Source organism: Modestobacter sp. VKM Ac-2978, assembly GCF_026968025.1.
GTDB lineage: Bacteria > Actinomycetota > Actinomycetes > Mycobacteriales > Geodermatophilaceae > Modestobacter.
In genome coordinates, this window is record NZ_JAPVBP010000002.1 from 718,548 (window position 1) to 731,849 (window position 13,302).

Sequence of the window (13,302 nt, forward strand, 5' to 3'; positions counted from 1 at the left end):
GAGAACTCATGAGCGGGTCCGGAGCACCGGGGCAGGAGCCGATCGACGCCGCGGGGCTGACCCTGGGCATCGTGGCGACCACCTGGCACGGCGACATCACCGAGTCGCTGCTGCAGCGGTCGATCGCCTGCGCGAAGGCCGCCGGCATCGCGGAGCCGACCGTCGTCCGGGTGCCCGGCGCCATCGAGCTGCCCGTCGTCGCCCAGGCCCTGGCCGCCACCCACGACGCAGTCGTGGCGCTGGGGGTCGTCGTCCGCGGCGGCACGCCGCACTTCGAGTACGTCTGCGACTCCTTCACCGCCGGCCTCACCCGGGTGTCGCTGGACTCCGGCAAGCCGGTCGGCAACGGCGTCCTCACCACCGAGGGCGAGCAGCAGGCGCGCGACCGCGCCGGCATGGACGACTCCGGCGAGGACAAGGGCTGGGAGGCCACCGCCGCGGCGCTGCAGACCGCCCTGGTGCTGCGCGAGCTGCGCAGCCCGAAGCAGAGCACCGGCTTCGTGGTCGGCCCGGCATGAAGACGTTCGACCAGCTGTTCGCCGAGCTGAGCGAGAAGGTCGAGGCCGGCGACCCGGCCTCGGGCACGGTCACCGCCGTGCGGGACGGCGTGCACGCCGCCGGCAAGAAGGTCGTGGAAGAGGCTGCCGAGTCCTGGATGGCCGCCGAGCACGAGGGCGCCGAGCGGACGGCGGAGGAGATCAGCCAGCTCCTCTACCGCGTGCAGGTGCTCATGCTGGCCCGCGGGCTCGGCCTGGACGACGTCTACGCTCACCTCTGAGGAAGGACCCCGTCCTCCTCACCCCTCGCACGCTCGGGGCGAGCCTCGGGACGGGGCCTGACCGTCCGACCGTTCTCATCGAAGGAGCTCCACCGTGCTGCGCGTCGCCGTGCCCAACAAGGGTGTCCTCAGCGAGCCGGCGGCCGCGATGCTCGCCGAGAGCGGGTACCGGCAGCGGCGCACCACCAGTGAGCTGGCGGTCTACGACCCCGAGAACGACACCGAGTTCTTCTACCTGCGTCCGCGGGACATCGCGATCTACGTCGCGGCCGGCACGCTGGACGTCGGCATCACCGGCCGGGACATGCTGCTGGAGACGACGCCGCCCGAGGGTGGCGACGTGGCGGCCGAGGTGATGCCGCTGGGCTTCGGCCGGTCGTCGTTCCGCTTCGCCAGCCCGGCGGAGTCCCCGGTCGACGAGGTGGCGAAGCTGGAGGGCAAGCGGATCGCCACCGCCTACCCGGGGCTGCTGCAGCGCTTCCTGGACGAGACGGGCATGAAGGCCGCCGTGGTCAAGCTCGACGGTGCCGTGGAGACCGCCTGCCGGCTCGGCGTCGCCGACGCCGTCTGCGACGTGGTGGAGACCGGGACGACGTTGCGTGCGGCCGGCCTGCGGATCATCGGCGACCCGGTGCTGGCCAGCGAGGCCGTCCTGGTCGGCCGGGCCGGGGCCGACGAGGTGCCGGCCGTGGCCCAGTTGCGCCGCCGGCTGCAGGGCGTCCTGGTCGCCCGGCGCTACGTGATGCTCGACTACGACTGCCCCAACGACCTGCTGGCCCGGGCCACCGCCCGCACCCCGGGGCTCGAGGGCCCCACGGTCAGCCCGCTGCAGACGCCGGGCTGGTCGGCCGTGCGGGCGATGGTCCTCAAGGACGACACCAACCGGGTGATGGACGAGCTCTGGGAGCTCGGCGCGCGGGCGATCCTGGTCACCAGCATCGCCGCCTCCCGCATCTGACCCGGGCACACTGGCGGGCATGCGCCGCGTCGTCCTCTCCTCCCTGGTCGTCCCGCTGATGCTGCTCGCCGCCTGTGGCACCGGGGACGACACCGGCACGGCGGCGGGCTCCTCGACGCCACCCCCGACGAGTTCCGCGGCCGGCCCGACCGCGTCGGACCCGGCGGCCGATCCCGGCTCCGGGGGCATCAGCCGCGCCGACAACGACCTGGTGATCGAGTACGACCCCGGCGACGGGGCACCGGTGGAGCGCTACACCCTCACCTGCGTCGGCTCCGTCGAGGGCGACCTGCCCGACGCCGAGGCCGCCTGTCAGCACCTGGAGGGCCTCGAGGAGCCCTTCGCCCCGGTGCCGGACGACGCGATCTGCACCCAGCAGTTCGGCGGACCCCAGACGGCACGCGTCACCGGCGTCTGGCGCGGCGACCCGGTCGACCTCCAGCTCTCCCGGACCGACGGCTGCCGGATCTCGCAGTGGGACCGGCTCGGGCCGCTCCTCCCGGGCCCGGCCCGCTGATCGGTCGGACCCCGACCGGGCTCAGCGCGGGCGGCTGGTCCGGTCGACGAGGTCGATCGCGGTGCACAGCCCCAGTGCCATCGCCCGCCCACTGGTCGAGCCGGTGGCCAGCAGCGTGGCGATCGCCGGTGCGAGCGCACCGTGCCCGACCAGGCCCCGCAGCACGGCGGCGAACTCGCCGCTGACCCGCCCGGCGGCCGCGTGCCGCAGCAGCGCCCGGGACAGCTCGGTGGTGCGCCCGGCGGCCAGCCCGGTCACCCCGGCGCCGAACCGTTCGGCGGCGGGGTGCCCCAGCAGCACCAGCCCGGCGGTGACGCCGGCGAGGACGTCGTCCCCGGCGGGGGTCAGGCCGGGGCCCAGGCCGATCAGCCGGGTGGCGGTGCGCAGCGCTGCGTCGACGTCGGCCCGGCGGACGGCGCCGCGCAGCGCGGCGAGCGGACCGCTGGGCCCGCTGGGCAGGCCGGGGAGGACGAACGCGCTGTGCGGCACGCCCTCGCCGTAGAGCGCCGAACGCAGCTGGCGGACCCCTTCGGGGAGCAGCGCCGGGCGCGCGGTGGGCAGCTTGGGGCGGGGGTCCCACCACGCGGCGGCGCTGACGGTCAGGTCCCCGACGGTCAGCCGGCCGCCGCCCAGCCGGGCGGGGGCGCCGCTGGGGACCGAGACCAGCGGCCGGCCGTTCGAGGGCCGGAAGAGCACACAGCCCAGCGGGAGCCGGGCCGCGTCGGAGGTGAGCACGCCGACCACGTCGGGGCCGTGCGGGGTCTGCACCGTCAGGTACACCGCGGCAGGGACCGACAGCAGGACCCGCGCCGACCGGACCGGCCCGCGCAGCAGGTCGGCGATCCCCGTGCTGGCCTGGGCGGGCACCGAGGTGCCGGGAGTCCGGGCGCCGCCTGCGGCGGACTCGCGTGGCAGGGGGATGGTCGGGACGCCGGCCCGGGCGGCCTGCCCGGTGTGGGGGTCGTCGTGGGTCGTGTCCCGGCCGTGGCCGCCAGTGCTCTCGTCGATGGTGCGCATGTGCCCTCCACCCGTGCGGTCGGCGGGCGACGCCGGCAGCGGGCCCGTCCCGATCTGGATCTCCTGGCCGGGACACCGAGCCGCCCGTCGATCGACCAAGCCGCCTACCATCCGAGCCGGGACACAGGACCGGGGCCCGAACCCACGTGGCGCGTCCCCCGTGCCTGTATGGCGATTGTCGCCAAGCGTGCCTTCTGCCGTCCAGAGACGTCTGACAGAATCTTGCGCAGCAGGCTCGTGCACGGTGTTTTGGGGGTACGTACAGTGACTGAACGTGATGCATCTGTGACATACGCTGCACCCAGCGACCGGATGGCTACCTTCAGTGCCATCCCGGCGTCCTCCGAGCCGGTGCTCTCCCAGCTCCCGCCGTCGGATCGGACCGCGCTCCAGGACAGCATGGGCCTGACCGTCGACCAGCTCCTGCAGCTGCCGGGGCTGGCCGGCACGCTCGTCGTCGGCGGGGCCACCGGCACCCGCCGGATCGTCCGGCACGTGGCCGTCGACGGCCCGGCCGACCCGCTCGCCGGTGCTGGCCCCGACCTGCTGGTCGTGCTGGGCGCCCGGCTGCCCAGCGGCGACCCGGCACAGAGCCGTGCGCTGATCGAGCGGCTGCACCGGGCCGGCAGTGGCGCGCTCGCGTACCGCTCGGAGGCCGGCTCGGGCAACCCGGCCGGCGACGTCCCCGCCGAGCTGCTGGCCGAGGCCGACCGCCGGGGCTTCCCGGTGCTCGCGCTGCCCGCGCGCGCGCGGCTGGACGAGGTGGTCGCCGAGGTGCTCGGCGCCATCATCGACAAGCAGACCCAGGCCCTCAGCCTCGCCAACCGGATGCACAACCAGTTCATCGACGTGGCGCTGTCCGGCGGTGGACTGTCGGAGGTCACCACGCAGGTGTCGACCTTCCTCGCCGGGGCTGCCGTGCTCGGCCTGGGCCCCGACCGCGAGGTGGCCACCCATGCCGGCCCGGCGGAGGAGGTCGCCGAGATCCGCGACTGGCTGTGGCTGCTCGACGCCGCGGCCGACGACGCGTTCGCCGACCTCACCCCCTCCCGCCGGCTGTCGGGCAACCGCGCCGACCAGGGCGTGGTCACCCCGGCCGACGTGCTCGCCGACGCCGACCTCTCACCGGCCGACGGCATCCTGCTGGTGCCGGGGCACCACGAGCTGCCCGGCGGGCTGGGGGAGTACGCGGTCGCGCCGATCATGGCCGGTGACCAGCGGCACGGCTGGCTGGTCGCGGTGAACCGGCACGGCCCGATGCTGCTGGGCGCCGGCGCGGTGCTCGAGCAGGCCGCCGTCATCGCCGCGCTGTCGGAGATCCGTTCGCAGGCGGTCCACTCGGTGGAGCTGCGGTTCCAGGGCGACATGGTGCGCCGGCTGGTCGGCGGGACGTTCGCGCACACCGAGCGGGCGCTGGCCTACGCCCGTTCCTTCGGCTGGCGGCTCGACGGCCCGGTCGTCGTCCTGGTGACCGCCACGGAGACGGTGGCCGACGCCGGGGCCGACCCGACCCGGGCACTGGACGTGCTGGACCGGCTGGCCGACGGCTGGCGGGCGGCGGTGGACAGCGAGGTCGCCGGTGCGGCGGTCGCCGGGCTAGCCACGGAGATCGTCACCGTGCTGCCGCTGGACGGGCGCACCCCCGAGGAGCTCTCCAGCCTGGTCGCCTCGGTGACCGCCCGGGTCAACGCCCGGCTGCGCCGGGTGGGCCGGCTGCTGGGCACCGGGATCGGCCGCCCCGCCGAGTCGCTGTCGGCACTGGGGGAGGCCTACCAGCAGTCGCAGCGGGCCCTGGTGGTCGGTCAGGAGATCCACGGCGGCCACGCGGTCACGCACTTCGACCAGCTCGGCGTCTTCCGGCTGTTGTCGCTGATCCCGGACAGCAACGAGCTGCGCTCCTACGTCGACGAGGTGCTCGGCACGCTGGCCGACTCCTCCGACCCGGACTCGGTCGACCTGCGGGAGACGCTGCGGGTGCTGCTGGAGACCAACCTCAACGTCGCGGAGTCCGCCCGCCGGCTGCACTTCCACTACAACACGATGCGCTACCGGATCGGCAAGCTGGAGCGGCTTCTCGGCCCCTTCACCAGCGACCCCACGCTGCGGCTGAACCTGCTGCTCGCGCTGCACGCCTCGCGCATCCGCGGACTGGACCAGCCGCACCGGCCGCCGGTGGAGAGCGTGGTCGCCGCGGTCCTGGACGACGGGCTCGAGTCCCTGGTCTGAGGCGGTCGCGCGTCCGGAGTGTTACGGCCGTGTTCACCCGGTGCTCCGTGATGGGAACGTGTCCACGACCCCCTGGTGTGATCCGCAGACTTCTGCCACTGTCCGGTACCTCAGCGCTGAGCTACTTGCTCGGCGGAGCTGCGAGGAGGACTGATGGCGCTCGGCTGGAAGCTCTACGGGGACGGGAAGACCCCGCCGCTGGGTGAGGCGGTGGCCCCCGACGAACGACTGTCGTGGCCGCTGACGGTCGGCATCGGCGCGCAGCACGTCGTCGCCATGTTCGGGGCGACCTTCGTCTTCCCGCTGATCATGGGGTTGGACGCCAACCTGGCGATCATGATGAGCGGGATCGCGACGATCATCTTCCTGCTCATCGTGCAGGGGAAGGTGCCCTCCTACCTGGGCACCAGCGCCGCCTTCGTCGGCGGCGTGACCGCCGTCCGGGCACAGGGCGGGGACAGCAGCGACGTCGTCGGTGCGATCCTGGTCGCCGGCATCGTGCTCGCGCTCGTCGGCCTGCTCATCCAGGCAGCCGGCCCGCGGATGGTCAACAAGGTGCTGCCCCCGGCAGTCACCGGCGCCGTCGTGCTGCTGATCGGCTTCAACCTGGCCCCGGTCGCCGCGCAGACGTACTGGCCGCAGGACCAGTGGGTCGCGGTGGCCACCATGGCCTTCGTCATCGTCGCCTCGCTGGCGCTGCGCGGCTTCTGGGCCCGCATCTCCATCCTGCTGGGCCTGGTGTTCGGCTACCTGCTCTCGCTGCTGCTGGACGCCACCACCGGTCAGATCACCTCGTTCGACGCCGGGGTCGGTGAGGTCACCACCCACGACCGGGTCAACCTGGACGGCGTCGGTGCGGCCGACTGGTTCGGGTTGCCCACGTTCACCGGGCCGTCGTTCTCGCTCAACTTCACGTTGCTGGTGCTGCCCGCGGTGATCGCCCTGGTCGCGGAGAACGCCGGGCACGTCAAGGCGGTCGGTGAGATGACCAAGCGCGACCTCGACCCGGTGCTCGGCCGGGCCGTGTTCGCCGACGGCATCGGCACCGTGGTGGCCACCTCGGTCGGTGGGTCGCCGACGACCACGTACGCCGAGAACATCGGCGTCATGGCCGCGACCCGGGTCTACTCGACCGCGGCCTACTACGTCGCCGCCCTGGTGGCGATCCTGTTGGGGCTGGTGCCCAAGTTCGGCGCGATCGTCAACGCCACCCCCGGTGCGGTGCTCGGCGGGATCACCGTCGTCCTCTACGGGATGATCGGCCTGCTCGGCGCCAAGATCTGGAAGGAGAACCGGGTCGACTTCGCCAACCCGATCAACCTGGTGCCGCTGGCCGCCGGGATCATCATCGGGATCGGCAACGTCGACCTGTCCTTCACCGACGACTTCTCCCTGGGTGGCATCGCGCTCGGCACGATCGTCGCCGTCGTCGGTTGGCATGTCGCCCGGATGCTGGCCCCGGCGGAGATGAAGGCGGCGCTGTACCAGGAGGGTGGCTTCGCCGCCGGCACCGGTCCGGCGCTGGGGGCCGCCGGCAGTCACAACACCGACCCGGGTGGGCCCGACCCCTCCGACGTCGACCGGGTCAACCGGACCCGCTGACCCGTCCGTCCACCGGCCCGGCTCCTCGCGAGGAGCCGGGCCGGTGGCACGTCCGGGACCGTGCCGCGACGGCGTGCCTGTACGGATCCTGCCGGGGCACGTGATGATGGCCGCCGACACCAGCCGGACGCGTGATCAGCACGGCCAGCCAGGAGGCCACGTGGACTTCCGACTCCAGCTCGTCACGGTCCCCGTCACGGACGTGGACCGGGCGAAGGCGTTCTACGTCGACCAGATCGGCTTCCGGGTCGAGCAGGACATCGAGGTCGACGCGGCCCACCGGTTCGTGGAGCTCGTGCCACCGGGCTCGGCCTGCTCGATCGCCCTGACCGCCGGCTACGTCGACGCCGAACCTGGCTCGTTGCGCGGCGTGCAGCTCGACGTCGACGACGTCCACGCGGCACACGCCACCCTGCGCGCCAGCGGTGTCGCGGTCACCGACGTCGAGGAGCACCCCTGGGGGAGCTTCTGCTTCTTCTCCGACCCGGACGGCAACGGCTGGTCGGTGCACCAGCCACCAGGCCTCGGCTGAGCATCCGTTCCGGGGAGGCGTGAGGGCGTGAGGCACCCCGTCCCGGGGCACTGGGGCTCCGGGGCCGCACCGGTCGGCCCGGGAGAGAGGGACGCATGACCGAGAACAGCCGGCCGCTGCAGGGGAAGGTCGCCCTGGTCACCGGGGCGTCGTCGGGGATCGGGGAGGCCACCGCGATCGCGCTGGCCGAGGCGGGGGCGGCGGTCGCCATCGGCGCCCGGCGCAAGGACCGGCTCGACGCGCTGGCCACGAAGCTGCGGAACGACGGTGCCCGGGTGCTGCAGCTGGACCTCGACGTCACCGACGAGCAGGCCTGCACCGCGGCGGTCACCCGCACCCGCGAGGAGCTCGGCGGGCTCGACGTCCTGGTCAACAACGCCGGGGTGATGCTGCTGGGCACCATCGTCGGCGCCGATCCGGAGGACTGGCGCCGCATGATCGACACCAACGTGCTGGGCGTGCTGTACATGACCCACGCCGCGATCGAGGGCATGGTCGAGCAGGGGTCGGGCGACGTCGTGAACATGTCCAGCGTCGCCGGCCGGACCGCCCGCAAGGGCGCCGGGGTCTACAACGCCAGCAAGTGGGCGGTGAACGCCTTCAGCGAGTCGCTGCGCCAGGAGGTCACCGGCCGCGGCGTGCGGATCAGCCTGGTCGAGCCGGGTGCGGTGGCCACCGAGCTGACCGACCACATCACCCAGCCCGACGCCAAGCGGGCGTCGCAGGAGATGGCGGCGGGGATGACCCGGCTGCAGGCCGAGGACATCGCCCGGGCGGTGCTCTACGTGGTCAGCCAGCCGGCCCACGTGGCGGTCAACGAGGTGCTGGTGCGCCCCACCGACCAGGAGCGCTGAGACTCGCAGCGCAGGCCGACCAGCAGTCGGGGTCAGCCGGCCTCGAGCACCCGCTTCAGGGTCTCGAGGTCGGCGGCCACCGCCGCGGTGTCGGCGTCGAACTCCTCCGCCGTGGCGCCCGCCGCTTGGCGGAGGGTGAAGACCACCTCGCTGCCGGCGCCGTCGGCGAGCACCCGCACCGGGTTGGTGGTGGTCGTGCCGTCGGGCAGGACGACGTCGTGGTCGAGCACCCCGTACTCGTTGACCGGCACGAACCGCACGAGCACGCGGCCCATCGGGGAGTCCGCCACCCACTCGCCCCGTTCCCGCCGGATGCCGCTGGCCAGGCCGGCGGCCCACAGCGGCAGGTGGGCCGGGTCGCGGACCCAGGCGTAGACGTCGGCGGCGGGCCGGTCGATGGAGACGGTGAGGTGCCGGGACTCGCTCATGCCGGCATCGTGCCAGCCACGGGCTGGCGTCGGCGGGGTCCCCTGCGACACCCTGCCCACCGTGGACCCCACCTCGGCGCGCACCGGACCTGCGGAGACGGACGACGATCCCCGCTGGGCCCAGGCGCTGGCCAGGGCCGGACGGGCGCCGGGCACCAGAGCACGCCCACGGCTGCTCACCTGGTCGTGGGTGCTGGCCCTCACGGTGCTGGCGCTGGCCGGCGCGCTGCTCGTGGCGGTGCTGTCCACGGACGCACTGGTGCCCGACCCCGGACCGTCCGGTGGCTGGGAGGCGGCCGGCCTCGTCGTCCAGGGCGCCGGCCTGGCGGTGATGGTCGGCTACGGGTTCGTCGCGTGGCTGACCGGGCTGTTCCAGGCCGCGTGGTGGCAGCCGACCGCGGTGCTCAGCTGGGCACAGCGACGCAGCCTGCTCGCCCAAGTCCACGGGCGGTCGGCGGTCGACCCGGCGCGGCTGCCGCTGGCCAGGGCCCAGGCCCGACGGCTGGTGCTGCAGCGCGACCAGCTCCTGCTGCTCGTCGGCGTCCTCGTGCAGCAACTGGGGCGCGCGATCGGTGAACCGACACAGTGGACCGTGGCCTTCACGGCGCTGGCGACGGTGGTGCTGCTCGCCGTGGCCGGCCTGCTGTGGCGGCAGGCCCGGCGGGCGGAGCGGTTCCTCGCCGACCACCCCGACCCCGGGTCCCGGGTCTGACCGCATCGATCCGGCCATCGTCCGGGACGGGACGGCCAATGCGGGTGCGACGACCGGAAACCGCCGGATCCCGTCGTCGGCGCCGCCTAGCGTCCGGTGCGTGTCCAGCCCCGCTCCGCGCGACCCGCTCACCCTCCTCGCCGTCAGCGTCACCGTCCTGGCCTGGGCGTCGGCGTTCATCGGCATCCGGGCGGTGGGCGAGGACCTCTCACCGGGGGCCCTGGCGCTCGGCCGGCTGGCCGTCGGCACCGCCGTCCTCGGTGCGCTGCTCGCCCGGCGCGGCTGGGTGGCGCCGACCGCGGGGGAGTGGCGGCTGCTCGCCGTCTGCGGGATCGGCTGGTTCGGCATCTACAACGTGGCGCTCAACGCCGCCGAGCAGCACCTGGACGCCGGCACCACGGCGATGCTGGTCAACATCGGCCCGGTGCTGATCGCCGTCTTCGCCGGCCTGCTGCTGGGCGAGGGCTTCCCGCGCTGGCTGGTCATCGGCCTGGGCGTGGCCTTCTGCGGGGTGCTGCTGATCGGCTTCGCCACCCGCAGCGCCGGTGCCGACCTGCTGGGCGTCGCGCTGTGCGTGGTCGCGGCGGTCACCTACGCCGCCGGCGTCGTGGCGCAGAAGCCGTTGCTGCGCCGGCTGCCCGCCCTGCAGGTGACCTTCACCGCCTGCGCCATGGGGGCGGTCTGCACCCTGCCCTGGGCCGGGGTGCTCGTCGACGAGCTGGGCACCGCGCCCGCGTCCTCGATCGCCGGCACCGTCTACCTCGGCGCGGTGCCGACCGCACTGGCCTTCAGCACCTGGGCCTACGCGCTGCGCCGGATGGACGCCGGCCGGCTGGGAGCGACCACCTACCTGGTGCCGCCGATCGTCGTGCTGCTGGGCTGGGGGCTGCTGGACGAGGTGCCGCCGGCGCTGGCCGTCGTCGGGGGCGGCGTCTGCCTGCTGGGCGTGGCCCTCTCCCGCCGGCGCACCCGGGTGCGCCGGCCGGTGCCGGTGCCGCAGGAGGCCGGGACCTCGACGGTCTGAACGGCTCCCCGCGGCGGGTGAGCCGCGGTCGGCGGCGGGGAGTTGCCGAGCTCTCACGCGTCGTCGCACGGACCAACGGTGGGCGGGACGCAGACTCTCGGTGAGCGGCCGTGCCGTCCCGTTCCGTCGACGGGGAGACGACCGGGCCGAGGAGAGGAGTCCGTGGCCGGGATGACGCACGTGTTCCCGGGTGAACTGCTCCCCGAGGGGCTGACCCCCGAGGTGCTCGCGCTCGTGCTGGTCGCCGCACTGGCAGCCGGGTGGATCGACGCCGTCGTCGGTGGCGGCGGCCTCCTGCAGCTGCCCGCGTTGTTGCTGGTCCCGGGGATGAGCCCGGTCCAGGCCCTCGCGACCAACAAACTGGCCTCCATCTTCGGCACCACGACGAGCGCCGTCACCTACTACCGCCGCGTGCACCCCGACCTGCGGACCGCCCTCCCGATGGCGGGGGTCGCTCTGGTGTGCAGCTTCGCGGGGGCCTCGGTGGCCGCAGCGCTGCCGGCCAGCGTGTTCAAACCGGTCATCGTGGTCGCGCTCATCGCGATCGCGGCGTTCACCGTGCTGCGTCCCTCCCTCGGGGAGGTGACCGCGTTGCGCCACAGCGGGCGTCGCCACCACGGCGTCGCCGCGGCGACGGGCGCCGGGATCGGCTTCTACGACGGCATCCTCGGTCCGGGCACCGGGTCGTTCCTCGTGTTCGCCATGGTCTCGCTGCTGGGGTACGACTTCCTCCATGCCAGCGCCAAGGCCAAGATCGTCAACGTCGCCACCAACCTGGGGGCCCTGCTCTTCTTCGCCCCCTACGGCGCCGTCTTCTGGGGTCTGGGTCTCCTCCTCGGTGCGGCCAACACGTTCGGGGCGTACCTGGGTGCGCGGACGGCGACCGCCCGGGGCAGCCGCTTCATCCGGGTCGTCTTCCTGGTCGTCGTCACTGCGTTGATCGGCCGGGTCGGCTGGGACGTCTGGACGGAGAACCTGCGGCCTCTCCTCAGGTGAGACCGCTGCGTCCACGGACGCCGGGCAGCGCGGTCACCACCGCGTCCAGCGCCCCGGGCACCAGGGAGAAGTAGGCCCAGACCCCGCGCTTGTCGCGGGCGAGGAAGCCGGCGTCCACCAGCACCTTGAGGTGGTGGGACACGGTCGGCTGGGACAGGCCCAGCGGTTCGGTGAGGTCGCAGACGCAGACCTCGCGGCCCTCGTTGCCGGCCACCAGGGCGAGCACCCGGAGCCGCGCCGGGTCCGCCAGCGCCTTGAGGGTGCGGGCCAGGTCGGCGGCCTGCTCGGCGCTCATCGCGCCGGCGAGCTCGGCCGGGGAGCATCCGGGCGCACCCACGTCGACCAGCTCGAGGTCCAGCCCCGCCGTTCGGCTGCTGTTCACCCGGCCAGTATCGGCCGGGCATTGACGGCTGTCGATACCCCCGGCATCCTCTGGGACAGATAGACCGACGTCGATGCACAGCCTCCCTCGCCGGGGGGCAGAGGAGCAGCCCACCCCATGAGCGATCTCGCCGCGGAGACCCCCCGCTCCGGCACCGACCTCGAGACCCCGGTGCTGGCCCGGTTGTCCACCCTGGACCGCTTCCTGCCGGTGTGGATCGTCGCCGCGATGGTCCTCGGCCTGCTGCTCGGCCGGTTCGTCCCCGGGCTGGACGACGCGCTGGACGCCGTCCGGGTCGGTGAGGTGAGCCTGCCGATCGCCATCGGGTTGCTGCTGATGATGTACCCGGTGCTGGCCAAGGTCCGGTACTCCGAGCTGGACCGGGTCACCGGCGACCGCACGCTGCTCGTCGCCTCGCTGGTGCTCAACTGGCTGGTCGGGCCGGCGCTGATGTTCGCGCTGGCCTGGCTGCTGCTCCCGGACCTGCCGGAGTACCGCACCGGGCTGATCATCGTCGGCCTGGCCCGGTGCATCGCCATGGTGCTGATCTGGAACGACCTGTCCTGCGGTGACCGGGAGGCCGGGGCGGTGCTGGTGGCGATCAACTCGGTCTTCCAGATCCTCGCCTTCGCCGTCCTCGGCTGGTTCTACCTGCAGGTGCTGCCCGGCTGGCTGGGCCTGTCGACGACGTCGGCGGACTTCAGCTTCTGGGCGATCGTCGTCTCGGTGCTGGTCTTCCTCGGCATCCCGCTGGTCGCCGGCTTCCTGACCCGCACGATCGGCGAGCGCGCCAAGGGCCGGGACTGGTACGAGGGGAGCTTCCTGCCGAAGATCGGCCCGGTCGCCCTCTACGGCCTGCTGTTCACCATCGTCATGCTCTTCGCCCTCCAGGGCGATGCGATCACCTCGAACCCGTGGGACGTCGTCCGCATCGCGCTGCCGCTGCTGGCGTACTTCTTCCTCATGTTCGGCGGGTCGTTCCTGCTCGGCATGCGGCTGCGGCTGGGCTACGCCAAGACCGCCACGCTGGCCTTCACCGCCGCCGGCAACAACTTCGAGCTCGCGATCGCGGTGGCGATCGGCACCTTCGGCGTCACCTCCGGGCAGGCGCTGGCCGGGGTCGTCGGCCCGCTGATCGAGGTGCCGGTGCTGGTCGCGCTGGTCTACGTCTCGCTCTGGGCCGCCCGCCGCTGGTTCCCGGGCGACCCCACCGTCCCCGCCACCGCACCCGAGGGAGTCCGCTGATGACCAGCGCGGAACCCACCATGGTCGGACT

At 73.6% G+C, this 13,302-nt stretch carries 15 protein-coding genes; 12 read left to right on the top strand and 3 right to left on the bottom strand.

Features of this window, described 5'->3' with window-relative positions:
• Nucleotides 1–8 precede the first annotated feature (8 nt).
• The 4 genes from ribH (at nucleotide 9) to O2W53_RS07285 (ending at nucleotide 2,253) form a co-directional block, all read left to right on the top strand.
• Entirely contained in the window at nucleotides 9–518 is a 510-nt protein-coding gene (ribH, locus tag O2W53_RS07270; RefSeq protein ID WP_036335008.1) for a 6,7-dimethyl-8-ribityllumazine synthase, read from the top strand.
• Nucleotides 515–778, top strand: coding sequence for a phosphoribosyl-ATP diphosphatase (locus tag O2W53_RS07275; RefSeq protein WP_036335005.1), 264 nt, complete (start codon nucleotides 515–517; stop codon nucleotides 776–778). The genes ribH and O2W53_RS07275 overlap by 4 nt, the downstream gene beginning before the upstream one ends.
• A gap of 94 nt (nucleotides 779–872) precedes the next feature.
• Nucleotides 873–1,736 (top strand): ATP phosphoribosyltransferase, encoded by an 864-nt coding sequence (hisG, locus tag O2W53_RS07280; RefSeq protein ID WP_269162324.1) that lies wholly within the window; start codon nucleotides 873–875, stop codon nucleotides 1,734–1,736.
• 19 nt (nucleotides 1,737–1,755) lie between these two features.
• Nucleotides 1,756–2,253: an SSI family serine proteinase inhibitor gene (locus tag O2W53_RS07285; RefSeq protein WP_269162325.1), complete on the top strand. Its 498-nt coding sequence runs from the start codon at nucleotides 1,756–1,758 to the stop codon at nucleotides 2,251–2,253.
• A gap of 21 nt (nucleotides 2,254–2,274) precedes the next feature.
• Here the strand turns inward: O2W53_RS07285 and O2W53_RS07290 are convergent, their stop codons facing one another.
• The gene (locus O2W53_RS07290) at nucleotides 2,275–3,270 is read right to left on the bottom strand and encodes a DUF2877 domain-containing protein (RefSeq protein ID WP_269162326.1); all 996 of its coding nucleotides are present in this window, start codon (nucleotides 3,268–3,270) and stop codon (nucleotides 2,275–2,277) included.
• 312 nt (nucleotides 3,271–3,582) lie between these two features.
• On the opposite strand from O2W53_RS07290, the gene O2W53_RS07295 reads away from it, so the two are divergent.
• The 4 genes from O2W53_RS07295 (at nucleotide 3,583) to O2W53_RS07310 (ending at nucleotide 8,484) form a co-directional block, all read left to right on the top strand.
• A complete protein-coding gene (locus tag O2W53_RS07295) occupies nucleotides 3,583–5,496 on the top strand; it encodes a PucR family transcriptional regulator (protein ID WP_269162327.1) in 1,914 nt (637 codons plus the stop codon).
• Nucleotides 5,497–5,649: 153 nt separating this feature from the next.
• Entirely contained in the window at nucleotides 5,650–7,098 is a 1,449-nt protein-coding gene (locus O2W53_RS07300) for a uracil-xanthine permease family protein (protein WP_269162328.1), read from the top strand.
• A 106-nt stretch (nucleotides 7,099–7,204) separates the two neighbouring features.
• On the top strand, nucleotides 7,205–7,630 hold the full coding sequence (locus O2W53_RS07305) for a glyoxalase superfamily protein (protein WP_269162384.1): 426 nt from the start codon (nucleotides 7,205–7,207) through the stop codon (nucleotides 7,628–7,630).
• A 95-nt stretch (nucleotides 7,631–7,725) separates the two neighbouring features.
• Nucleotides 7,726–8,484, top strand: coding sequence for an SDR family NAD(P)-dependent oxidoreductase (locus tag O2W53_RS07310; RefSeq protein WP_269162329.1), 759 nt, complete (start codon nucleotides 7,726–7,728; stop codon nucleotides 8,482–8,484).
• A gap of 32 nt (nucleotides 8,485–8,516) precedes the next feature.
• On the opposite strand, the gene O2W53_RS07315 is transcribed toward O2W53_RS07310, so the two are convergent.
• Entirely contained in the window at nucleotides 8,517–8,912 is a 396-nt protein-coding gene (locus O2W53_RS07315) for an SRPBCC family protein (protein ID WP_269162330.1), read from the bottom strand.
• Between the two features lie 61 nt (nucleotides 8,913–8,973).
• On the opposite strand from O2W53_RS07315, the gene O2W53_RS07320 reads away from it, so the two are divergent.
• The 3 genes from O2W53_RS07320 (at nucleotide 8,974) to O2W53_RS07330 (ending at nucleotide 11,644) form a co-directional block, all read left to right on the top strand.
• The gene (locus O2W53_RS07320) at nucleotides 8,974–9,624 is read left to right on the top strand and encodes a hypothetical protein (RefSeq protein ID WP_269162331.1); all 651 of its coding nucleotides are present in this window, start codon (nucleotides 8,974–8,976) and stop codon (nucleotides 9,622–9,624) included.
• A 100-nt stretch (nucleotides 9,625–9,724) separates the two neighbouring features.
• A complete protein-coding gene (locus tag O2W53_RS07325; protein ID WP_269162332.1) occupies nucleotides 9,725–10,648 on the top strand; it encodes a DMT family transporter in 924 nt (307 codons plus the stop codon).
• 171 nt (nucleotides 10,649–10,819) lie between these two features.
• The gene (locus O2W53_RS07330) at nucleotides 10,820–11,644 is read left to right on the top strand and encodes a sulfite exporter TauE/SafE family protein (RefSeq protein WP_269162385.1); all 825 of its coding nucleotides are present in this window, start codon (nucleotides 10,820–10,822) and stop codon (nucleotides 11,642–11,644) included.
• Here O2W53_RS07330 and O2W53_RS07335 read toward each other — a convergent pair.
• The gene (locus tag O2W53_RS07335; protein ID WP_269162333.1) at nucleotides 11,637–12,026 is read right to left on the bottom strand and encodes an ArsR/SmtB family transcription factor; all 390 of its coding nucleotides are present in this window, start codon (nucleotides 12,024–12,026) and stop codon (nucleotides 11,637–11,639) included. The genes O2W53_RS07330 and O2W53_RS07335 overlap by 8 nt on opposite strands.
• A gap of 117 nt (nucleotides 12,027–12,143) precedes the next feature.
• Between O2W53_RS07335 and arsB the strand changes: the two genes are divergently transcribed.
• Complete coding sequence (arsB, locus tag O2W53_RS07340) at nucleotides 12,144–13,271, top strand: ACR3 family arsenite efflux transporter (RefSeq protein ID WP_269162334.1); 1,128 nt, start codon at nucleotides 12,144–12,146, stop codon at nucleotides 13,269–13,271.
• The last annotated feature ends 31 nt before the right edge of the window (nucleotides 13,272–13,302 follow it).